The 18,900-nt window shown below is 69.7% G+C and carries 16 protein-coding genes, 1 tRNA gene and 1 other RNA gene; 9 read left to right on the forward strand and 9 right to left on the reverse strand.

The genetic code is table 11. The annotated features are described in order from the left end of the window. Window positions 1-25: 25 nt before the first annotated feature. Together IM770_RS15480 and pta are read right to left on the reverse strand one after the other, a co-directional pair. Window positions 26-1,273 carry an acetate/propionate family kinase gene (locus tag IM770_RS15480; protein WP_203582053.1) on the reverse strand — a complete coding sequence of 416 codons (1,248 nt, stop codon included), beginning with the start codon at window positions 1,271-1,273 and terminating at the stop codon, window positions 26-28. A gap of 115 nt (window positions 1,274-1,388) precedes the next feature. After that, on the reverse strand, window positions 1,389-3,554 hold the full coding sequence (gene pta, locus IM770_RS15485; RefSeq protein WP_203582054.1) for a phosphate acetyltransferase: 2,166 nt from the start codon (window positions 3,552-3,554) through the stop codon (window positions 1,389-1,391). A 111-nt stretch (window positions 3,555-3,665) separates the two neighbouring features. On the opposite strand from pta, the gene IM770_RS15490 reads away from it, so the two are divergent. After that, complete coding sequence (locus IM770_RS15490) at window positions 3,666-4,337, forward strand: NUDIX domain-containing protein (protein ID WP_203582055.1); 672 nt, start codon at window positions 3,666-3,668, stop codon at window positions 4,335-4,337. A 124-nt stretch (window positions 4,338-4,461) separates the two neighbouring features. On the opposite strand, the gene ffs is transcribed toward IM770_RS15490, so the two are convergent. Next, window positions 4,462-4,558, reverse strand: an RNA gene (gene ffs / locus IM770_RS15495) — signal recognition particle sRNA small type. 204 nt (window positions 4,559-4,762) lie between these two features. Between ffs and IM770_RS15500 the strand changes: the two genes are divergently transcribed. The 4 genes from IM770_RS15500 to IM770_RS15515 all read left to right on the forward strand — a co-directional run bounded on the left by IM770_RS15500 (window position 4,763) and on the right by IM770_RS15515 (window position 9,435). Further along, window positions 4,763-5,773, forward strand: coding sequence for an AAA family ATPase (locus IM770_RS15500; protein ID WP_372430697.1), 1,011 nt, complete (start codon window positions 4,763-4,765; stop codon window positions 5,771-5,773). 7 nt (window positions 5,774-5,780) lie between these two features. Continuing rightward, window positions 5,781-7,040, forward strand: a complete 1,260-nt coding sequence (locus IM770_RS15505; RefSeq protein ID WP_203582057.1) for a DUF58 domain-containing protein — start codon at window positions 5,781-5,783, stop codon at window positions 7,038-7,040. Continuing rightward, window positions 7,027-9,306, forward strand: a complete 2,280-nt coding sequence (locus IM770_RS15510; RefSeq protein ID WP_203582058.1) for a transglutaminase TgpA family protein — start codon at window positions 7,027-7,029, stop codon at window positions 9,304-9,306. The genes IM770_RS15505 and IM770_RS15510 overlap by 14 nt, the downstream gene beginning before the upstream one ends. Before the next feature lie 41 nt (window positions 9,307-9,347). After that, a tRNA-Ser gene (locus tag IM770_RS15515) sits at window positions 9,348-9,435 on the forward strand. 263 nt (window positions 9,436-9,698) lie between these two features. Here IM770_RS15515 and IM770_RS15520 read toward each other — a convergent pair. The 5 genes from IM770_RS15520 to IM770_RS15540 are packed head-to-tail and all read right to left on the reverse strand — an operon-like array spanning window position 9,699 to window position 13,200. Then, on the reverse strand, window positions 9,699-10,115 hold the full coding sequence (locus tag IM770_RS15520) for an arsenate reductase ArsC (protein WP_203582059.1): 417 nt from the start codon (window positions 10,113-10,115) through the stop codon (window positions 9,699-9,701). A gap of 49 nt (window positions 10,116-10,164) precedes the next feature. Further along, window positions 10,165-11,058, reverse strand: a complete 894-nt coding sequence (locus IM770_RS15525) for a metalloregulator ArsR/SmtB family transcription factor (RefSeq protein ID WP_203582060.1) — start codon at window positions 11,056-11,058, stop codon at window positions 10,165-10,167. Window positions 11,059-11,090: 32 nt separating this feature from the next. Continuing rightward, window positions 11,091-11,369, reverse strand: coding sequence for a hypothetical protein (locus IM770_RS15530; RefSeq protein WP_203582061.1), 279 nt, complete (start codon window positions 11,367-11,369; stop codon window positions 11,091-11,093). A 2-nt stretch (window positions 11,370-11,371) separates the two neighbouring features. Continuing rightward, window positions 11,372-11,884, reverse strand: coding sequence for a GNAT family N-acetyltransferase (locus tag IM770_RS15535; protein ID WP_203582139.1), 513 nt, complete (start codon window positions 11,882-11,884; stop codon window positions 11,372-11,374). 2 nt (window positions 11,885-11,886) lie between these two features. Further along, window positions 11,887-13,200, reverse strand: coding sequence for an NAD(P)-binding domain-containing protein (locus tag IM770_RS15540; protein WP_203582062.1), 1,314 nt, complete (start codon window positions 13,198-13,200; stop codon window positions 11,887-11,889). 88 nt (window positions 13,201-13,288) lie between these two features. Here IM770_RS15540 and IM770_RS15545 point away from each other — a divergent pair, with 88 nt between their 5' ends. Genes IM770_RS15545 through IM770_RS15555 form a run of 3 tightly spaced genes read left to right on the forward strand, consistent with a single transcriptional unit; the run spans window position 13,289 to window position 15,476 of the window. Further along, entirely contained in the window at window positions 13,289-13,639 is a 351-nt protein-coding gene (locus IM770_RS15545; RefSeq protein WP_203582063.1) for an ArsR/SmtB family transcription factor, read from the forward strand. Beyond that, on the forward strand, window positions 13,636-14,325 hold the full coding sequence (locus tag IM770_RS15550) for an aquaporin (protein WP_203582064.1): 690 nt from the start codon (window positions 13,636-13,638) through the stop codon (window positions 14,323-14,325). Before IM770_RS15545 ends, IM770_RS15550 begins: the two co-directional genes overlap by 4 nt. Then, window positions 14,325-15,476 (forward strand): MFS transporter, encoded by a 1,152-nt coding sequence (locus IM770_RS15555; protein WP_203582065.1) that lies wholly within the window; start codon window positions 14,325-14,327, stop codon window positions 15,474-15,476. Before IM770_RS15550 ends, IM770_RS15555 begins: the two co-directional genes overlap by 1 nt. A 71-nt stretch (window positions 15,477-15,547) precedes the next feature. On the opposite strand, the gene IM770_RS15560 is transcribed toward IM770_RS15555, so the two are convergent. Continuing rightward, a complete protein-coding gene (locus tag IM770_RS15560) occupies window positions 15,548-17,062 on the reverse strand; it encodes an FAD-dependent monooxygenase (protein ID WP_203582066.1) in 1,515 nt (504 codons plus the stop codon). 359 nt (window positions 17,063-17,421) lie between these two features. Here IM770_RS15560 and IM770_RS15565 point away from each other — a divergent pair, with 359 nt between their 5' ends. Then, the gene (locus IM770_RS15565) at window positions 17,422-18,867 is read left to right on the forward strand and encodes a metallophosphoesterase (RefSeq protein WP_203582067.1); all 1,446 of its coding nucleotides are present in this window, start codon (window positions 17,422-17,424) and stop codon (window positions 18,865-18,867) included. Window positions 18,868-18,900: the final 33 nt, after the last annotated feature.

The raw sequence follows: 18,900 nt of genomic DNA on the forward strand, positions 1-18,900 counted from the left end.
CGTGTCGGGTTCACACCCTTGACGGTTACGTCGCGGCAACGCTCAGGGTCTGCCGGGCGATCTCGAGCTCCTCGTCGGTCGGGACGACGAGGACGGTCACGGTCGAGGCATCCGTCGAGATCACACGGATGCCGCGCTGCGGGCTCTCGTTGCGCTCGGGGTCGATCTCGACCCCGGCGAAGCCGAGGGTCTCGAGCGCTCCCGCGCGCACGTGCGGCGCGTTCTCGCCGACACCGGCCGTGAAGGAGATGACGTCGGCGCCGCCGAGCTGGGCGAGATAGGCGCCGGCGTACCCGCGAAGCCGGTGCACGTACACCTGGAACGCGAGGAGCGCTCTGGGGTCGCCCGCCTCGATGCCCGCCCGGATGTCGCGCAGGTCGTTGGAGCCCGCCAGGCCCAGCAGGCCGCTGCGCTTGTTGAGCAGATCGTCGAGGTCGTCGATCGACATGCCCGCGCGGCGGGCCAGCTGGAACAGCACGGCCGGATCGATGTCGCCCGAGCGCGTGCCCATCACGAGGCCCTCGAGCGGGGTGAAGCCCATCGAGGTGTCGATCGAGCGGCCGCCGTCGATCGCGGTGACCGACGCTCCGTTGCCCAGATGGAAGACGATCTGCTTCAGCTCGCCGAGCGGCCGCCCGACGAACGCCGCGGCGGCCTCGCTGACGAACTTGTGCGACGTGCCGTGGAAGCCGTACCGGCGAATGCGGTGGGATGCCGCGACCTCGGCGTCGATGGCGTACGTGTAGGCCGCCGGCTCCAGCGTCTGGTGGAACGCCGTGTCGAACACCGCGACGTGCGGCACGTCGGGGAACGCCTCTCGCGCGGCGACGATGCCGGCGAGGTTCGCCGGGTTGTGGAGCGGCGCGAGCACCGACAGCTCGTCGATGTTGATCTCCACCAGCGGTGTGATGAGCGTCGGCTCGAAGAACCGGGCGCCGCCGTGCACCACCCGGTGGCCGACCGCGATGGGGGGCGTGTCGGCGAGCGACGGGCCGTCCGACGCGAACGCCTCGAGCATGACCGCGAACCCCGCGGTGTGATCGGGGATCGGCAGCTCGCGCGTGCGCGTCGCGTCCAGGAACGTCGGTGTGCCGGCGACTTCCCCGCTCGCTGAGCTTGCCGAAGCGGTCGCGTAGACCGTGTGGCGCGCGACGCCGGATTCGGCGCCGATGCGCTCCACGAGACCCGAGGCGAGCGTGCGCTCGGTGCTCATGTCGATCAGCTGGTACTTGAACGACGACGACCCGCTGTTGATGACGAGGACCGGTGTCATCGCGTTGTCTCCTTGATGCGGGTCGTTGAGCGAGCGAGGAACGAGCGAGACGAAACGTGGCGAACGCGCGAGAGCGTTTCGTCTCGCTCCGCTCGCTCAACGACCGAAGAGCGCATCACTCCCCCTGCGCCTGGATCGCGGTGATGGCGATCGTGTTGACGATGTCGTCGACCAGCGCGCCGCGGGAGAGGTCGTTGATGGGCTTGTTGAGCCCCTGCAGCACGGGCCCGATCGCGACCGCACCGGCCGACCGCTGCACCGCCTTATAGGTGTTGTTGCCCGTGTTGAGGTCGGGGAAGACGAACACCGTCGCGCGTCCCGCGACCTCGGATCCCGGCATCTTCGCCGCCGCCACGGCGGCGTCGGCCGCGGCGTCGTACTGGATCGGCCCTTCCACGAGCAGCTCCGGCGCCCGCGAGCGGACGAGGGCCGTGGCATCCCTCACCTTCTCGACGTCGGCACCCGACCCCGACTCCCCCGTCGAGTACGACAGCATCGCCACGCGGGGATGGATGCCGAACTGAGAGGCCGTCGCCGCGGACGAGATCGCGATGTCGGCGAGCTGCTCGCTCGTGGGGTCGGGGATCACGGCGCAGTCGCCGTAGACAAGCACGCGGTCCGCGAGCGCCATGAGGAACACGCTCGAGACGACCGAGACGCCCGGGCGGGTCTTGATGATCTCGAACGCCGGGCGGATCGTGTGAGCCGTCGTGTGCGCGGCGCCCGACACCATGCCGTCGGCGAGTCCGAGGTGCACCATCATCGTGCCGAAGTACGACACGTCGGTGACGGTGTCGGCCGCCTGCGCCACCGTCACGCCCTTATGGGCGCGCAGGCGCGCGTACTCCTCGGCGAACTTGTGCACATGGACGGCGTCCAGAGGCGACAGCACCTCGGCGCTCTGCAGGTCGATGCCGAGTTCGACGGCGCGCGAGCGCACTTCGAACGGCTCGCCCAGGATCACGAGGTCCGCGATGCCGCGCTTGAGCACCGTCGCGGCCGCCCGCAGCACCCGGTCGTCGTCGCCCTCCGGCAGCACGATCTTCTTCCGCTGCGCGCGCGCCCGCTCGATGAGCTGGAACTCGAACATGAGGGGGGTCACCACCGTCGCCCGCGCGAGCCCGAACGCGACGAGGAGCTCGTCGGTGTCGACGCTCTGCTCGAAGAGCGACAGCGCCGTGTCGTAGCGGCGCTGCGAGTCGGCGGCCAGCCGGCCGCGGGTGCCCATGATGCGCACGGCCGTCTCGTAGGTGCCGAGGTCGGTCGTGATGACCGGCACGCTCGATCCGAGGCCGTCGATGAGGCGGGTGACGGGCTCGGGCAGCTCGAAGCCGCCGTTGAGGACGATGCCCGAGATCGACGGGAATGTGCCCGAGGCATTGGCGAGCAGGGTCGCCAGCAGGACTTCCGAACGATCGGCGGGAATGATGACGACGGCGCCCTCGAGCAGGCGCGGCAGCACGTTCACCATCGACATGCCCGCCACCACGACGGCCAGCGCCTCGCGCGTGAGCCGGTCGGGGTCTCCGGCGATCAGCTCGCCGTCGACCGAGCGCATGATGCCGCGGATCGAGGGGGCGACGAGGTAGCGGTCCTCGGGAATCGCCCAGACCGGAACCGAGGCCTTCGGCCCGGCGGCCGGGACGGGCGTGCGCGGCGCACCGCCGAGGTGCGCGTCGATCGAGCGGCGCAGCGCCTGGAGGGTCTCGTCGGTGCGCACCGGATCGGCACGGTTGGCGACGACCGCGAAGAGCTGCGCGCGCCCGTGCTCGAGCTCGGCGAGCGCGAGATCGGCGATCTGGCCCATCTCGGCCGGCGTGCGGGCGAGCGACGAACCGAGCTGCTCGGGCTGCGTCTGGTTCTGCGCCGATCGGCCGCCGAGCACCAGCAGCACCGGGGCGCCGAGGTTCGCGGCGATGCGCGCGTTGTACGCCAGCTCTGCCGGGCTCCCGACGTCGGTGTAGTCGCTGCCGACGATGACGACCGCATCGCACTGGGCTTCTACCGCCTTGTAGCGCTCGACGATCGTCGCGAGCGCGGCATCCGGATCCCGTCGCACGTCGTCGTACGTGACGCCGATGCAGTCGTCGTACGGCAGGTCGACGCCGTCGTGATCGAGCAGCATCTCGAGGACGTAGTCGCGCTCGACGGTCGACCGTGCGATGGCGCGGAACACGCCGACCCGCGGCGTCGCATGACTCAACGCGTCCAGCACGCCCAGCGCGACCGTGGACTTGCCCGAGTGACCTTCCGCCGACGTGATGTAGATGCTCTGCGCCACCCGTCCAGCCTATGGGCGAGCCGGATGCCGCGGCCAGGCGTGCCACCGGATCAAAAGCAGGACGCCGGCCCGAGGCGGGGGCGACGCCCTCCGGCGGATACCCTCGACGGCATGCACGAGCCTCGCCCTGGAACCGACATCCCCGACCATCGCGGACGCACCGGCCTCGACCGGACAGGCCGAGACCTCGACCGCAACCCCGATGTGAAGATCACGGATGTCGAGCTGCTGGCATCGGCCTGGCACGTGCTGCGGCGCACCACGCTGGAGTACCGCACGCCCTCGGGGCGCTGGGAGACCCAGCAGCGCGAGACGTACGACCGCGGCAACGGTGCCACCGTGCTGCTCTACGACGCCGCTCGCCGCACCGTGCTGCTGACGCGGCAGTTCCGCTACCCCGTCTATGTCAACGACCACCCCGACGGAATGCTCATCGAGACCGCCGCAGGGCTCCTCGACGAGGACGATCCGGCCACGGCGATCCGCCGTGAGGCGGCGGAGGAGACGGGAGTCGAGATCGGCGAGCTGCAGCACGTGTGGGACGTCTACATGAGCCCGGGTTCGGTCACCGAACGGCTGCACTTCTACGCGGCGCCGTACGACGGCGCCTCCCGCTCCGGCGATCGCGGCGGCCTCGCCGAGGAGGGCGAGCACATCGAGCTGCTCGAACTCGACATCGACGAGGCGCTCGCGATGGTGCGGGACGGGCGCATCCAGGACGCGAAGACGGTCATGCTGCTGCAGTGGGCGGTGCTCGACGGCCCCTTCGCCGCCGGTCGCTGAGCGAGTTCCGGCCGCCGCGATGTCCGGCCGCCGAGACGTCTCACCGCTGAGGCGTCTCGCCGCTGAGGAGTCCGCCGGTCGCTGAGCGGGTTCCGGCCGCTGAGCTCGTCGAAGCGCCCGGGAAAAGTAAGACTCTCCGCGAACCCGGCAGAGCCTGGTTACCCTTGCTACGTTTCCGTCCTGGGGGAGTTGGCCTGGATGCCGCCTCGCGGAGAGCTGGGTCAAGTCTAACCCGTCGCGGGGTGGCCCCGTGTCACACGACCAGCGGACCCAGGCGCACGGCCACCCAGGCTTCTCCCAGCGCGAGCGATACCGTTCCGTTATCAGCGCGATTAGGATCGGTCGCGTGGGCGAGGGAGCCCGCGCCTCACCCGAGAACCGCTCGCCGGACGGCGGAACAGGAGTTCGCGATGGCCGATACCGCGATGACGGATGCCGCACCCCGCGATGCGGGTGGGCGCGAAGCTCTGACGGCGGACGGTTTCGCGCGTGTCACCGACGCGATCCTCGACGCGGTCGGCAGCGTCATCGACGGCAAGCCCGACGCGGTGCGCAGCGCGCTGGTGTGCCTCCTGGCCGAGGGGCACCTGCTCATCGAGGACGTTCCCGGCGTGGGCAAGACCATGCTGGCCCGTGCCCTGGCGACCTCCGTCGACGCGACGGTGCGGCGCATCCAGTTCACGCCCGACCTGCTGCCCGGCGACGTGACGGGCGTGAGCGTCTTCAACCCCGTCGAGCGCGAGTTCGAATTCAAGCCCGGAGCGATCTTCGCGAACATCGTCATCGCGGATGAGATCAACCGCTCCTCCCCCAAGACGCAGTCGGCTCTCCTGGAGGCCATGGAGGAGCGCCAGGTGACGGTCGACGGGCGGACGCACTACGTGCCCGACCCCTTCCTCGTCGTCGCGACCCAGAACCCGCTCGAGATGGAGGGCACCTACGCCTTGCCCGAGGCGCAGCGCGACCGTTTCATGATGCGGATCTCGATGGGCTACCCCGACGCGCGGTCGGAGGCGCTCATGCTGCGGCAGCGCGACACCGTGAATCCGCTCGACCAGCTCGCACCGGTCGTCTCGGCCGACGAGGTGGCCGGGCTCGTCGCGTGGGCCCGCGCGGTCCACGTCGCGCCGGCCATCGAGGACTACGCCGTCGCGCTCGCTCAGGCCACCCGCACCCACAGCGACCTGCGCCTCGGCGCGAGTCCTCGTGCGACGCTCCAGCTCGCCCGCGCCGCCAAGGTGTGGGCCGCGCTCGACGGTCGGTCGTTCGTCATCCCGGACGACGTGACCGCGCTCCTCGCGCCGGTGTTCGCACACCGGCTCATCCCCACCCGCGCCGCGGGTGGAGCAAGGGCGGCCAACGCCTCCGAGGCGATCGCCACGATCCTGGACCGCATCGCCGCGAGCGTGCGCGTGCCGATCGCCTCTCGTCAGTGAGCCGAGCATGAGACGCGTGTGGCCGCTGACCGTCCGGGGAACCGGGGCGGTGGTCCTCGCGGTCGCCTGCTTCATCGTGGCGGGTGAAGCGGGGCTCGTCGAGCTGATGTACTTCGGCATCCTGCTGATCGCGGTCGTCGCCGCGAGCGTCGCCTCGCTCTACCTCGGCCGCCGTACCGAGACCGTCACACGCTCTCTGGTGCCCGACGTGGCCTCGGTGGGCGGCGAGTCCCGGGTGTCGGTGCGCGTCGAGGTGCGCACGGCCCTGCCGACCGCCCCGGGCACGTGGCACGACACGCTTCCCAAAGGTCTCCGCGGCACGGCCGAGGGCGCCTTCCCGGCGCTGGGCTCGGGCCTCCGGGCCGGTGAGCGCGGCGGCGTCCGCAGCATCGACCTGGTGTACACCGTCACCGGCGCCCGGCGCGGGGTCCATCCGATCGGCCCGCTCACCGTGCGCTCCTCCGATCCGTTCGGTCTCGCGCGGCGCACCGTCGTCTTCCATCACCGCACGCCCGTCACCGTGGCCCCCGCGGTCATCGACCTGGCGCCGCTGATCGACTATGCCGGCGCCACCGGCGGACTGCTCCACACCACCACCGACCAGCTCGGTCAGGGGGCCGATAACCTGGTCGCGCGGCCGTACGCGCCAGGCGACTCGATGCGCCGCATCCACTGGCGGGCGACGGCGCACCGCGACGAGCTCATGGTGCGTCAGGAGGAGCAGGAGTCCACGCCCGAGGCGACCGTGGTCCTCGATCGCGCGGCGCTGCGCTGGTCACCCGAGGCGCTGCGCGCACCCGGGGTCGACCCGGGTTTCGAGGCGGGCGTCTCGGCGTGCGTGTCGGCGGTCGCGCGCCTGGTGCACGACGGCTATGCCGTCGAGGTCCTCGATTCGGAGGGCAACGTGCTCGTCGAGCGCATCGACGGCGGCGACATGACCGAGGTCGACGCGATGCTCGTGCGGTTCGCGACGGTGACGGCGCAGCGCGATGACGCACTGCCGCGGCTCGGCCGCCAGTTCGCCGGGATCTCCACAGGGCCCGTCGTGCTGGTCGTCGGCCGCCTCGACCCCGCCGATGCGGTGGCCCTGGGGTCGATCGCCCACCACAGCACTCTGCCCGTGCTGCTCAGCACCAGTCCGGTCGGCGATTCGCTCGACATCGCCGCCGACCACGGATGGCACGTGGCGGCGATCCAGGCCGACCGCGACCTGGCCCTCCCGTGGGCGAACGCGATCGGCCGGGGGGTGCATCATGTCGTCGGCTGACCGGGTGCGGTCCCCGCGGGCCCGCGGCGGCGAGCGCCTGCTCGCCTTCTCGATCCTGGCGGCGCTCGTCGCGGCCCTCCTCCCGGTGGTGCGCGTGGTCGATCCCGGCTGGTGGCTCGTCGGTGCCCTCGCGCTGGCCGCGCTGGTGCTCGCGGCGGGCTACACCGCGCGCCGCTACCGGCTGCCGGCCGTCGCCGTCACTCTCATCGAGGCCGCCGTCTGGGTCGTCTTCATGACGCTCGTCTTCCTCAACAGCACGGCGCTCCTGTGGGTGATCCCCACGCTCGACACCTTCCGTGCCGTCCCGGTGCTGGTCGAGTCGGCCATGGAGGAGATCGCGGTCGGCGCCGCCCCGCTCGAGACCACGCTCGCACTGGCGTTCGTCGTGGTGGGGGCGATGGGACTGCTGGCGATCGTCGTCGATCACGTCGTGGTGACCGCGCGGATGCCGCTGCTCGCGTCGGTCGGGATCATCGCGGTGTCGCTCATCCCCGCGATCGCGGCTCCCAGCGACGTGGACGTCATCGGGTTCGTCTTCCTCGCCGTGACGGTCCTCTTCCTCATCAGATCCGAGACCCGGTCGCGCGAGAAGCCGCTGGAGCGCGAGGCCGAGCGCACCGCGGGTGTGCCCGCGACCGCGCTGGGGATCGGCGCCATCGCCATCGTCGTGGCGGTCGTCGCGACGCCGGTGCTGCCGCAGCCCGGTGCCCGCGCGGGCAGCGGCATGGGCCCGGGGCCCGGCATCGACGCGACCCTGCAGCTGGGCGACGACCTGAGACGCCCGCAGGAGACGACGGTGCTGCGCGTGCGCACCGACGCACCCACCGTGCCGTATCTGCGGGCCACCACGCTTTCACGGTTCGAGGGCGGGGTGTGGGAGCCGGACCGCTCGCAGACGGTGTCGCTCGACAGCGAGCGCGCCTTCGGCGAGCTCGCCTCGGGCGACGACGTCCGGCTCGGGGACTACACCGCGAGGGTCGACGTCGTGAACCTCGACTCGCCGTGGGCGCCGGTGCCCTACCCCGCGGTCGGCATCAGCGGGCTCGCCGGCGGGCTCTGGGGAGCCGTCCCCTACAACCACACCGTCGCCACCACGAGCGGCTCGACGCAGGGCCAGTCCTACGAGGTGGTGTACACGCCCCCGCGCCCGACACTCGAGCAGGTGCGAGCCGCCGCGTCCGTCGGCGCGCAGGTGCGCGACGAGACGACGGAGCTGCCCACCGACGTGTCACCGGCCATCGCCGAGCTCGCCGCGCAGGTCACCGCCGAAGCGACCAACGACTACGACCGCCTGACGGCGCTGCAGCGCTGGTTCCGGGGCACCGACTTCCGCTACTCGCTCGAGGCGCCCGTCGAGGAGGGCTTCGACGGCAGCGGCGCTGACGCGGTGGCCCGCTTCCTCGAGGTGCGTGAAGGCTACTGCGTTCATTTCGCCTCCGCCTTCGCGCTGATGGCACGCACGCTCAACATGCCGTCGCGCATCGTCGTGGGCTACCTTCCGGGCACCCCCACCTCGGAGAGCGTCGACGGGCAGCCGGTGTTCGCCGTGTCGAGCTCGCAGCTGCACGCGTGGCCGGAGGTGTTCTTCGAGGGCATCGGCTGGATCCCCTTCGAACCCACATCCGGGCTCGGCGTGCCGACCACCTTCTCCCCCGCGGCGACGACACCCGGTCAGTCCACCGATCCCGATGCGCCGTCGCCGCAGGCCACGACGACGCCGACCGCCGCCGGCGACGCCGCGCAGATCGACCTCGAGGAGCAGCGCAGCGGAGCAGCCGGGTCGTCGACGCGCACCACCCTCGACCCGATGCCCATCTTCGGAGCGGTCGCGGCCGTGCTCGTGCTGCTCTCGCTCCCCTTCCTGATCCGCGAGCTGCGCCGGCGGCAGCAGGACCAGGCGGCACGCCGCGGCGACGCTGCGGCTGCGTGGCAGGCCCTTCAGGAGGCGGCGATCGATGTCGGCATCGCCGTGCCCGCGAGCGAGACCCCGCGCACCTTCGCACGCCGGCTCATCGACGAGCACGGGGTTCCGGCATCCGAGATGAACACCGTCCTCACCGCGATCGAACGCGTCAGCTATTCGCGTGCGGGCACCCGGTCGTACTGGATGGGGGATGCCGCGGCCGACGCGGCAGCCGCCGTCCGCGTCGCTTTGCTCGCCTCGGTGCCGACGCCGCGCCGCATCCTCGCTCTCGTGGCCCCGCGTTCGCTCGTCATCCGCCCCGGCAGCGTCTACGCCGGCACCGCGCCGGTTCGGGCACGGTAGCCGATCAGGGTAGGATGGTCGACGGCCCTCCGGGGCCTCCTGGAGGATTCGCCTAGTGGCCTATGGCGCACGCTTGGAAAGCGTGTTGGGTGCAAGCCCTCGGGGGTTCGAATCCCCCATCCTCCGCCACTGGGTTTCGTGCAGCCAAGCGACATGCACCCTGCATGCCGCCCGGATCGGTCGGTCGGCTCACGCTCCGCCCGCCCCACTCTCGGTCTGGAGCGCGTTCTCCGAAGAGCCGCGCCGCGCGGATCCGAACATCGTCGAGCACGCGGCGCGCGCCATCGAGATCGAGCTCGGCAGGGCTGTCGAGAATCGGATGGCGAGGCGTTCCGCCGCGCGATGCAGGACCGGACCGGGCGACATCAGGACATCCTGCCCGGTCGCCGCCATCATGCCGCACCGCGCGTGGGAAGAATCTCCGCCAGCAGCGCCTCTACGCGACCACGGATCTCATCCCGGATCGGTCGCACGGCTTCGATCCCCTGACCTGCGGGATCATCGAGCTCCCAGTCCTCGTAGCGCTTGCCGGGGAAGATCGGGCACGCGTCGCCGCAGCCCATCGTGATCACGACATCCGATTCCTTCACAGCGTCGACGGTCAGCACCTTGGGAGTGTTGCCGGCGATGTCGATGCCTTCCTCGGCCATCGCCTCGACCGCGACCGGGTTGATGACGTGCTTGGGCGCGGACCCCGCGGAGAGCACCTCGACATCGTCGCCGCCGAGCGCACGAAGGTACCCGGCCGCCATCTGGGAACGGCCGGCGTTGTGGACGCAGACGAACAGGACGGTGGGCTTGTCGCTCATGGCGGTCTCGCTTTCTCTCACCAGAAAGCATAGACCGTGATCTATCTATTTATCGTGTCGCTGCAGGTGAACTTTCGGGGAACAACTCATCGAGCAGCCTGCGGACGCGCCCTTCGATGTCGTCCCTGATCGCACGAACTCGCTCAGGTGACTTGCCGACCGGGTCCTCGAGTTCCCAGTCCAGATAGCGGCGGCCGGGGTAGACCGGGCACGCGTCGCCGCAGCCCATCGTGACGACGACGTCGGCCGCGCGTACGGCTTCATCGGTGAGCGGCTTCGGGAACTCGCCACCCAGCGAAACGCCGATCTCATTGAGCGCGGAGACGATGCTCCGGCGCACATCACTGACCGGCTCCGAGCCGGCCGTTCGCACCGCGACTCGGTCACCGGCGAGCTGTCGGAGGATTCCCGCGGCGATCTGAGAGCGACCGGCGTTCTGCACGCAGACGAAGAGCACTGTGGGTACGGCCGGGGTGGGTACGTCGTCACGCTGGAGTGCCTCCAGCCGCGAGGCGGCAAACGTCGCCGTGCGGCTGGCCAGCATCGGGGACTGCGAGTGACCGGCCAGGAGCTGGTGGCTGTCCAGGACGATCGCACGGACGGTCTCACGGCTGAACACGCCGTGGAAGCGCACGGAAAGGTCGTCGGCGATGCGCTCGAGATCAGGCTCGTCGACGCGCTCTGCGCCACCGAGGATCGAGTCGACAAGATCGGCGTGGGCAGGGGCGATCGAGTACCAGACGCGGCGCCCGTCCGGCTCTCGCACGACGATGCCGTCGTCGTGCAGCGCCTTCATGTGGTGACTGACCGTCGGCTGCCGCAGTTCCAAGGACCTCGCCAGCGCCCCGACGAGGGCCCGCCCATCCTGCGAATCACGGATCAGTCGGACTATGCGGACACGCGTCGGATCCCCCAGTGAGGTGATACTCACCGCTGGATTCATAGACGAAAGTCTATCGACGACCCCGGGCGGCGTCACACGAGCGCGGACGCCAGATCACGGGCATGGAGCCCCCGACCGGTCACCGCCCACTCTCCGTCCGAACGCTCGATCCACTGCATGCTCGCCAGCTGCCAGAGAATCTGGCCGGCGACCCGCGGCAGTCGGCGCATATGAGCGGAGGTGAGAGCCGTCCGGCGCTCAGCCCACACCCGCGCGACATCGTCGCCGTCGCGAGCACCGCCGCCGTGCACGATGTCGAGCACGATGAGGCGGGACTCGCTGAGGTACCGCCGGATGGTCGCGTCATCCACGCTCAGTCGCGCTCTACGGTGGCGCTGCGGCGCTCGATGAGGAGGGTGTCGCGCCAGCAGCCGGCGTGCGGGCCGGCCCCCGATCGGGCGATGCGTTCGCGCCGCCCCACCACTCGGAAGCCCGCCGCTTCGTGGAGCCTGAGGCTCGCGGCGTTCTCAGGGAAGATGCTCGACTGGATCGTCCAGATCCTCGCATCCTCGGCAGCGTCGATGAACACATCAAGCAGGCGGCGGCCGATGCCTTGTCCGCGAGCGCTGCGATCGATGTAAACCGAGTGCTCGACGACGCCGCGGTACGCCGGACGGGAAGACACCGGCGACGCGGCGATCCATCCGACAAGCACACCGGCGGCGTCGACGGCGACGAACCGCAGCACGGGCAGCTTCCCGGCATCGAACGCCGCCCAGGTCGGGGTGGCCACCTCGAAGGTCGCCTCCCCGTCCTCGATGCCTTGTGCATAGATCCGCTCGACTGCCGGCCAATCAGCCGGCATCATCTCGCGCAGTTCCGTCATCATCAGCAGCAGCCACCGCCGTTGGCCGCGTCGGTGGAGCAGACCCCCGTCGCGGGAAGCACCAGCTCGACGTTCGACGCGGATGCGGTGTCGCCGGCGAGCCATGCCGTCACCGAGCGCACCTGCTCGTACCCGGTGGCGAGGAGGAATGTCGGCGCGCGTCCGTAGGACTTCATGCCGACGATGAAGAACCCTTGCTCCGGGTGGGTGAGCTCCCGGAATCCATGCGGCTCGACGGTGCCGCACGAGTGCACGTTCGGGTCGATCAGCGGCGCGAGGCGCTTGGGTGCTTCGACGATCTCGTCCAGCTCGAGGCGGATCTCGCGGAGGATGTCGAGGTTCGGCCGGAACCCGGTGGCATTGACCACGATGTCGGTCTCGTGGGCGACGACCTCTCTCTGGCGGTGGCCGACCAGTTCGACCGCGTCGCCCGCTCGGCGGGCGCGGATGATCTCGAAGCCGTCGACGAGGGCGATGTCGCCACGCTCCACCGCCCCATCGACCCGGCTGCCGAGGTTCGCCCGACCGGTGAGCTCATCGTCGGGAGAGGACGAGACCCGCACCGCCTTGCCGTTGCGGATCAGCCAGGTCACCGTGGTGCCCGGTTCCTCGCGCGCGAGCCGCACCAGGGCCAACAGCGTGTTGGCGGCGGAGTGCCCGGCGCCGACCACTGTCACACGACGGCCCGCGAACTCCGCACGATCCCTGCCGAGCACATCGGGAAGCGCGGGCGCGACACGGTCAGCGATGTCCGCCATCCCCAACAGCTCCAGCCCACTCGACGAGAGCGAATTCGGAGACGTGTACGTGCCGGACGCGTCGATCACAGCGCGCGCGGAGAAGTCCTCGACGTCGCCCCCTGCGGTGCGGATCCGCACCGCGAAAGGGGTGGAGGCGCGGCGGGCGGAGCGGGTCCGGTCCATCCCGTCGCGGGTGACGCCGATCACCTCGACACCGGTCCGGATGCGCCCGGCGATGTCGTCCAGAGCGGCCAGCGGCGCGACGTAGTCGTCGACCAGTTCAGCCCCGGTAGGCGCACGCTCCGGGTCGCGCAGTTCCCAGCCGGTTTCTTCCAGCAGCCGACGGGAGGCGGGATCCACCAGATGCTTCCACGGCGAGAAGAGCCGGGTGTGGCCCCAGGCCCGCACGTTCGCTGCCACCTCGTCGCCGGATTCGAACACGATGAAGTCGATGCCGCGCTCGAGAAGGTTCGCGGCCGCGGCCAGTCCGATCGGGCCCGCCCCGATGATCGCGACAGGCAGGGTCGAAGACGGGCCGGCGTCAGCGACTCGGGGGGTCAGGTCGAGAAGGGTCACAGCATCCTCCAACGGATATCGACGAACTTCGATACCCAGATTCTGAACCCACCTATTGACATCTGTCAATATCGACTAGTCTCGATGCATGACCACGATGCTCGACGTGACGGACATCACCGCCGGTGTGTGCTGCGCGCCCCTGGTGCGCGAGCCGCTGAGTGCGGAGGAGGCCGACCGGCTCGCCGCAACCATGAAGGCGCTCGCTGATCCGACTCGCCTGCGTCTGCTGTCCATCGTCGCGGCATCCGAGGATTCCGAAGCCTGCGTCTGTGATCTGATCGAACCGGTCGGGCTCAGTCAGCCGACGGTCTCGCACCACCTGAAGATCCTCACCGCTGCCGGATTCCTCACCCGCAGCAAGCGCGGCACGTGGGCCTATTTCAAGCTCGTGCCCGGCGCCCTCGACCGCGTGTCGCAGCTCCTCGTCGCCTCGTGACGCACACCATTCGCGCTGCCGCCGGAGAGTTCCTCGGCAGCACAGGACTCACCGCTGTCGTGATCGGATCGGGGATTGCGGCGCAACGCCTCTCCCCCGGCGACGTCGGACTGCAGCTCTTCGAGAACGCGTTCGCCACCGCCCTCGGACTGGCAGTCCTGATCCTCGTCTTCGCGACCGTCTCGGGATCGCATTTCAATCCCGTCGTCACGCTCGTCGACATCACGCTGCACCGGCGGACATGGTCGACCGCCGCGGTCTACGTGCCCGCGCAGGTGCTCGGATGCATCACGGGAGCGATCCTCGCCAACGTCATGTTCGGCGCCCCCGTGATCGCGTGGAGCACCACCGACCGTTCTGCCTGGCCTCTGCTGCTCTCCGAGGTCGTGGCGACCGCCGGACTCGTCCTGCTGATCTTCGCGCTGGTGCGAACCGGCCGCTCGCACCTTGCTGCACCGGCCGTCGGCGCTTACATCGGGGCGGCCTACTTCTTCACCTCCTCGACGAGTTTTGCGAACCCCGCCATCACGATCGGCCGCATGTTCAGCGACACGTTCGCCGGCATCGCTCCCGCGTCAGTGCTCCCGTTCATCGGAGCCCAGCTCGTCGGCGCAGCTCTCGGCTACGCGGCGATCCAGTTTCTGTTCCCCGTGGCAGTGCCCGCGCCCGCTGTCACACGGAACTGATGACAAGACGTTCGCGCGGCGCCCGCTTGGCTGTTCTCGCGTTCGCGCAGATCGTCGCGTGGGGTGTCCTGTACTACGCCGTTCTTGTCGCCGCGCCGGGGATCGCGGACGACACCGGATGGGACGCCGGTGCTGTCTTCATCGCCATCACCTCGGGATTGCTGACCTCGGCCGTGTGCGCGATTCCCGTCGGGCGATGGCTGGACCGGCATCCAAGACGCATCATGTCGATCGGGGCGGTCGTCGCAACCGTCGCGCTGCTCGCGGCCGCAGCCTCGCCGACGATCTGGGTCTTCGTCGCAGCGTGGATCGTGTGCGGCGCAGGTCAATCCGCAGTGCTCTACCAGGCGGCCTTCACCGTGATCACTCATCGCTACCGATCGGAGCGACGGGGACCATTGACACTGGTGACGCTCGCAGGTGGTCTCGCATCGACCATCTTCGCGCCACTCACGGGGTGGCTCGTGCTCGAACTCGGCTGGAGGACGGCTTTCATCGTGCTCGCCACGATCCTGATCGTCACGGCGCTTCCTGCATACGCCTTCACCGTCGAGAGCCGGTGGGCTCACATAGACGCGCGGGCAGCCGGCAACGGCGAGGCGCGGCGAGTGCTGCTGTCCGCTCGCTTCTGGATCGTCACCGGCTCGTTCGCGCTCATGTCGTTCTCGCTCTACGCGGTGACCCTGTCCGCGGTCCCTTTCTCGGTTGAGAAAGGGCTGGACCTGCAGGCCGCGGCATGGGTGCTCGGACTCATCGGCGCAGGCCAGGTGCTCGGGCGCCTCCTGTACCTGATGATCCCCCACATCAGGGCGCCCTGGATCGCGCCTGCATCGGTCGGCGCACTCGGTGCGGCCGCGCTGACCGCCTACGGATTCGCTGCGGGCGCCGCGGGGATCTTCGTCGCCGGGATCGTCGCCGGCGCGATCCGGGGTGCGCTGACGCTCGTCCAGGCGTCGGCCGTCGCCGACCGGTGGGGTGCGGACTCGTACGGCAGGCTCAACGGGGCCCTCGCGGCACCGGTCACAGCGCTCACCGCACTGGCACCAGGACTTGCGGCGCTCATCGCCGGGGTGGTCGGGTCATACCAATCGATGGCGTTCACGATGGCGGGGGTCTGCGCGCTCGGCGGCGCGCTCGCGGTTCGCCGATGATCACCGGGTGGCCTGACCGACTCGAATGAAGCCCGCGAGGGACGGGCGTCGACACGCGGTGCATCGAGCTTTCATGCGCACGCGATCTGCCGAAGGTGGCCGGCGAAGTCTGCATGCGCGTGCTCTGCTCGAGATTCAGCCGCGACGAAGCCGTCCGGTCTGACGAGGTAGCACGCTCCGCGGCGTAGTCTGCGGTTTCGCACGACGGGAAAGAAGCGCACACGCAGCCCGAGACGGACGCCGACGCGGCGAAGCGCACGGCGATCGAGAGCGCCGTATCCGTGCACCTGCCAGGTCATCGTGCGCAGCGACTCGTAGTTGTCGCCGTTCCATGGGAGGCGACGGCCGACCACCCGTCCTCGCCGTGCGCGCGCGGCGATGCGCTGCTGCTCGGTCATCCAGTAGTGGATCCGTGTCTGCGACAGGTACTCGAAGATGCGCGGCGATCGGACGACCCGTGGCACGAGCGACGCGCCGATGGGTGCTGCGAAGCGGACGACGAATCGTCGGAGCGCTCTCGCGACCCGGCGATCGGACGTGATCATCGCGAACATGGCATCTGTCGTGGTGACGAGCCTGCGCGCGACCGGCCTGCGCTCAGCGGAGTACCGGTCGAGGTAGGCATCGCTCGCCCTGCCGGCAACGACGTCGGCGATCTTGCAGGCGAGGTTATGCGCATCTTGGAGACCCGTGTTCATTCCCTGTGCGCCCACCGGGGAGTGGACGTGGGCCGCATCGCCCGCGAGGAACACCGGACCGTCGCGAAACCGCGCCGCGACCCGATGATGAACGCGGTAGGTCGAGAACCACCGCGACGATCCATACGTCACTTCGAAGACACGACGGAGTGTGCTTCGCGCGGAATCCTCGGTGACGCCCTCAGCGGGGCCGCGAACCACGCCGAGCAGCCGATGGTCGGCCTGCCCGCCCATCGGAAAGGCGAGGAGGAAATCGTCCACTCCGAAACGCAGGTTGATCGCATCTGCGGGCAGGCCTGCTACGTGGGTGGCGTCGGCGACATAGAACGTGCGCACGTTCGTCTTGCCTTCGAACGGGATGCCCATCATCTCTCGCACCGCCGACGACGCGCCGTCCGCACCCGCGCAGAATCTGGCGCGGATCACCCCCACTTCGTCCCCGTCGGTCACGCACTCCAGACGGCCGTCGGCTGTCACCGCCATCGACTGAAGCCGATGGGACCACCACACGCGCGTGCCGAGCCCCTGGAGGTGGTCGACCAAGAGGCGCTCGTTCCTGCTCTGCTCGAGCACGTAGAGGTGGGGATAGGGCGTCGTCCCCGTCGCGAGTCGCTGAAGGTTGATCGCCCGAAACCTCCGGCGTTCGAAGCCGGGAACGATCTCGCTCGCGATCTCCGCCTCGGCAAGTACCCGATCGACGAGACCGATCTGGTCGTAGACCTCCATCGTGCGGGCCTGCAGGACGAGCGCGCGAGACTCGCGCGTCGGGCCCGACTTGCCGTCGACGATGACGCAGCGCACGCCGAGTGCCGCGAGGCAGGTCGCGAGCATGAGCCCGGTCGGGCCAGCACCGACGACGAGCACATCCGTTTCGACTGTGTCGGTCATGCTCGCCTCCTTCGTGTCTCGCACAGCAAGTCGAGCGCCGGGTCGCGTGAGCTCGAGAGGATCCACCCCGAAGAGTCGACGCTCCTTCACGAGCGAGATGACCTGGTGGCTCTTCTCCGAGCGATCTCGTGAGAATGCTCTCACGGCCGGTCCGACGAGGCACCGGTGGGGTTAGCGTTGCCCACCTGGGACAGGTGCCTGTCGCCCGAGTACAGGCCGGCCCAGCCGTGCTCTTCGGATCAGTTGCTCGACTGCTTCTCCCCCGGCGCGCGCGGGCGACGAAGGGCAGGCCGATGACGTCTTCAGCGAAAACTCGAGCGGCGACTCGGCGTCAACGGTGGCGCTCGATCGCGTCCGTCGTGCTCGTCAGCATCGTGGTCAGCGGATCGGCTCTCACCGCCGGCACGGCGCACGCGGCGGAGACCGGATGCTTCACGACCGACCTCACGGTGGAACGGTGGGAGGACGGTCGAGGAGTCGTCGTCTTCACAACGACCGAGGGACAGGAGGCTGCCGCCACCGCGGCAGGCTTCGCGCCGACCGGTGACGCTTTCGCCGCGTCCAGCGAACAGACTCCCGGTCTCCTGCCGCTCTACGACGCCTACCGGCCAGCAGCGCAGGACCACGCATGGATCCTCTGGGCGAGCGAGTACAACAGCGCCGTGGCTGCGGGCTGGGAGGGTCGCGGCCCCATCGGCTGGGTCTCCTCACGGTCGCTCGCCGACTGCGACTCCCAGGTGCAGATGACTCGAGCAGTGAAGGGCTCTCTGCACACCGTGGCGGTGGGACAGACCGAGGCGACCCGCGTCACCGACGCCGGCTACGCTCTCGAATACTCGTGGTTCGCCCCGTCGGCACCATCGCGCTTCGCCGAGCCGGCCCCACCGGCTCCGCCCACGAACGGCGACGGCGACGGAAGCTTCACCGTCGCCACCATCCCCGATACCCAGAACGAGGTCTACGCCTCATCGAACACACGATTCCGGGACCGCTCGGAGTGGCTGGTCGCACAGCAAGCGGGGCTGGATCTGCGGTTCGTGATCCACACCGGTGATGTCGTCAGCTGGGACACCGATACGCACGACCAGTACGTGCGGGCCGAGACCGCGCTGGATCCGCTGGAGGATGCGGGCATCCCGTACCAGCTGAGCATCGGCAACCACGACACCTGGGCCGTCGGAGTCGGGGGCAGCGCCCGCGATCCGCTGCGAACCTACGAGTACCTGCGCGAGACCACGACGTTCAATCAGTTCTGGTCAGCGGCGGACTACTCAGCGGTCGCCGGTGCGTTCGAATCAGGCAAGGTCGACAACACTTATTCCACGTTCGCCGCCGAGGGTGCCCGGTGGCTGGTGCTGAACCTCGAGCTGTGGCCGCGCCTGGGCGCCGTGAACTGGGCGGAGAACGTGATCGCCACGCACGCGGGCCACAACGTCATCATTCAGACGCACTCCTTCCTCAACTCCGCAGCCGACATCGACGGGGCAGGGCAATCCTCGACGCGTTGGCAGTACGGTGATGCATCCCCGCAGTACGTCTACGACCGCCTGGTTGCGCCGTACGGCAACGTGAAGGTCGTCACGAGCGGGCACGTCGGCCTCGCGGCGTCGAAGGTCATCACCACGGCCCGCGGCAACCACGTCGCCTACCTCCTGCAGGCGATTCATTCCAACACGAACAACCCGGTGCGACTGTCGGAGTTCGATGTCGCCGACGGGACGATCAGCACGCGCGTCCTCGCCCCGTCCGACGGCACGACGTGGGACTCGAACACGCTGACCGGGCTGACCTTCATCCGAAGCTGAAGACGCTCGGGCGCGCCCCCTCGCACGCCGGAT

The sequence above is a fragment of the Microbacterium hibisci genome (assembly GCF_015278255.1).
In the GTDB taxonomy this organism is placed as follows: Bacteria; Actinomycetota; Actinomycetes; order Actinomycetales; family Microbacteriaceae; genus Microbacterium; species Microbacterium hibisci.

Bases quoted from the DNA above. Each gene is read 5' to 3' on its own strand.
- IM770_RS15480 (WP_203582053.1), bottom strand. From the start codon at position 1,273: ATGACACCGGTCCTCGTCATCAACAGCGGGTCGTCGTCGTTCAAGTAC.
- IM770_RS15490 (WP_203582055.1), top strand. From the start codon at position 3,666: ATGCACGAGCCTCGCCCTGGAACCGACATCCCCGACCATCGCGGACGC.
- IM770_RS15500 (WP_372430697.1), top strand. From the start codon at position 4,763: ATGACGGATGCCGCACCCCGCGATGCGGGTGGGCGCGAAGCTCTGACG.
- IM770_RS15505 (WP_203582057.1), top strand. From the start codon at position 5,781: ATGAGACGCGTGTGGCCGCTGACCGTCCGGGGAACCGGGGCGGTGGTC.
- IM770_RS15510 (WP_203582058.1), top strand. From the start codon at position 7,027: ATGTCGTCGGCTGACCGGGTGCGGTCCCCGCGGGCCCGCGGCGGCGAG.
- IM770_RS15520 (WP_203582059.1), bottom strand. From the start codon at position 10,115: ATGAGCGACAAGCCCACCGTCCTGTTCGTCTGCGTCCACAACGCCGGC.
- IM770_RS15525 (WP_203582060.1), bottom strand. From the start codon at position 11,058: ATGAATCCAGCGGTGAGTATCACCTCACTGGGGGATCCGACGCGTGTC.
- IM770_RS15535 (WP_203582139.1), bottom strand. From the start codon at position 11,884: ATGACGGAACTGCGCGAGATGATGCCGGCTGATTGGCCGGCAGTCGAG.
- IM770_RS15545 (WP_203582063.1), top strand. From the start codon at position 13,289: ATGACCACGATGCTCGACGTGACGGACATCACCGCCGGTGTGTGCTGC.
- IM770_RS15555 (WP_203582065.1), top strand. From the start codon at position 14,325: ATGACAAGACGTTCGCGCGGCGCCCGCTTGGCTGTTCTCGCGTTCGCG.
- IM770_RS15560 (WP_203582066.1), bottom strand. From the start codon at position 17,062: ATGACCGACACAGTCGAAACGGATGTGCTCGTCGTCGGTGCTGGCCCG.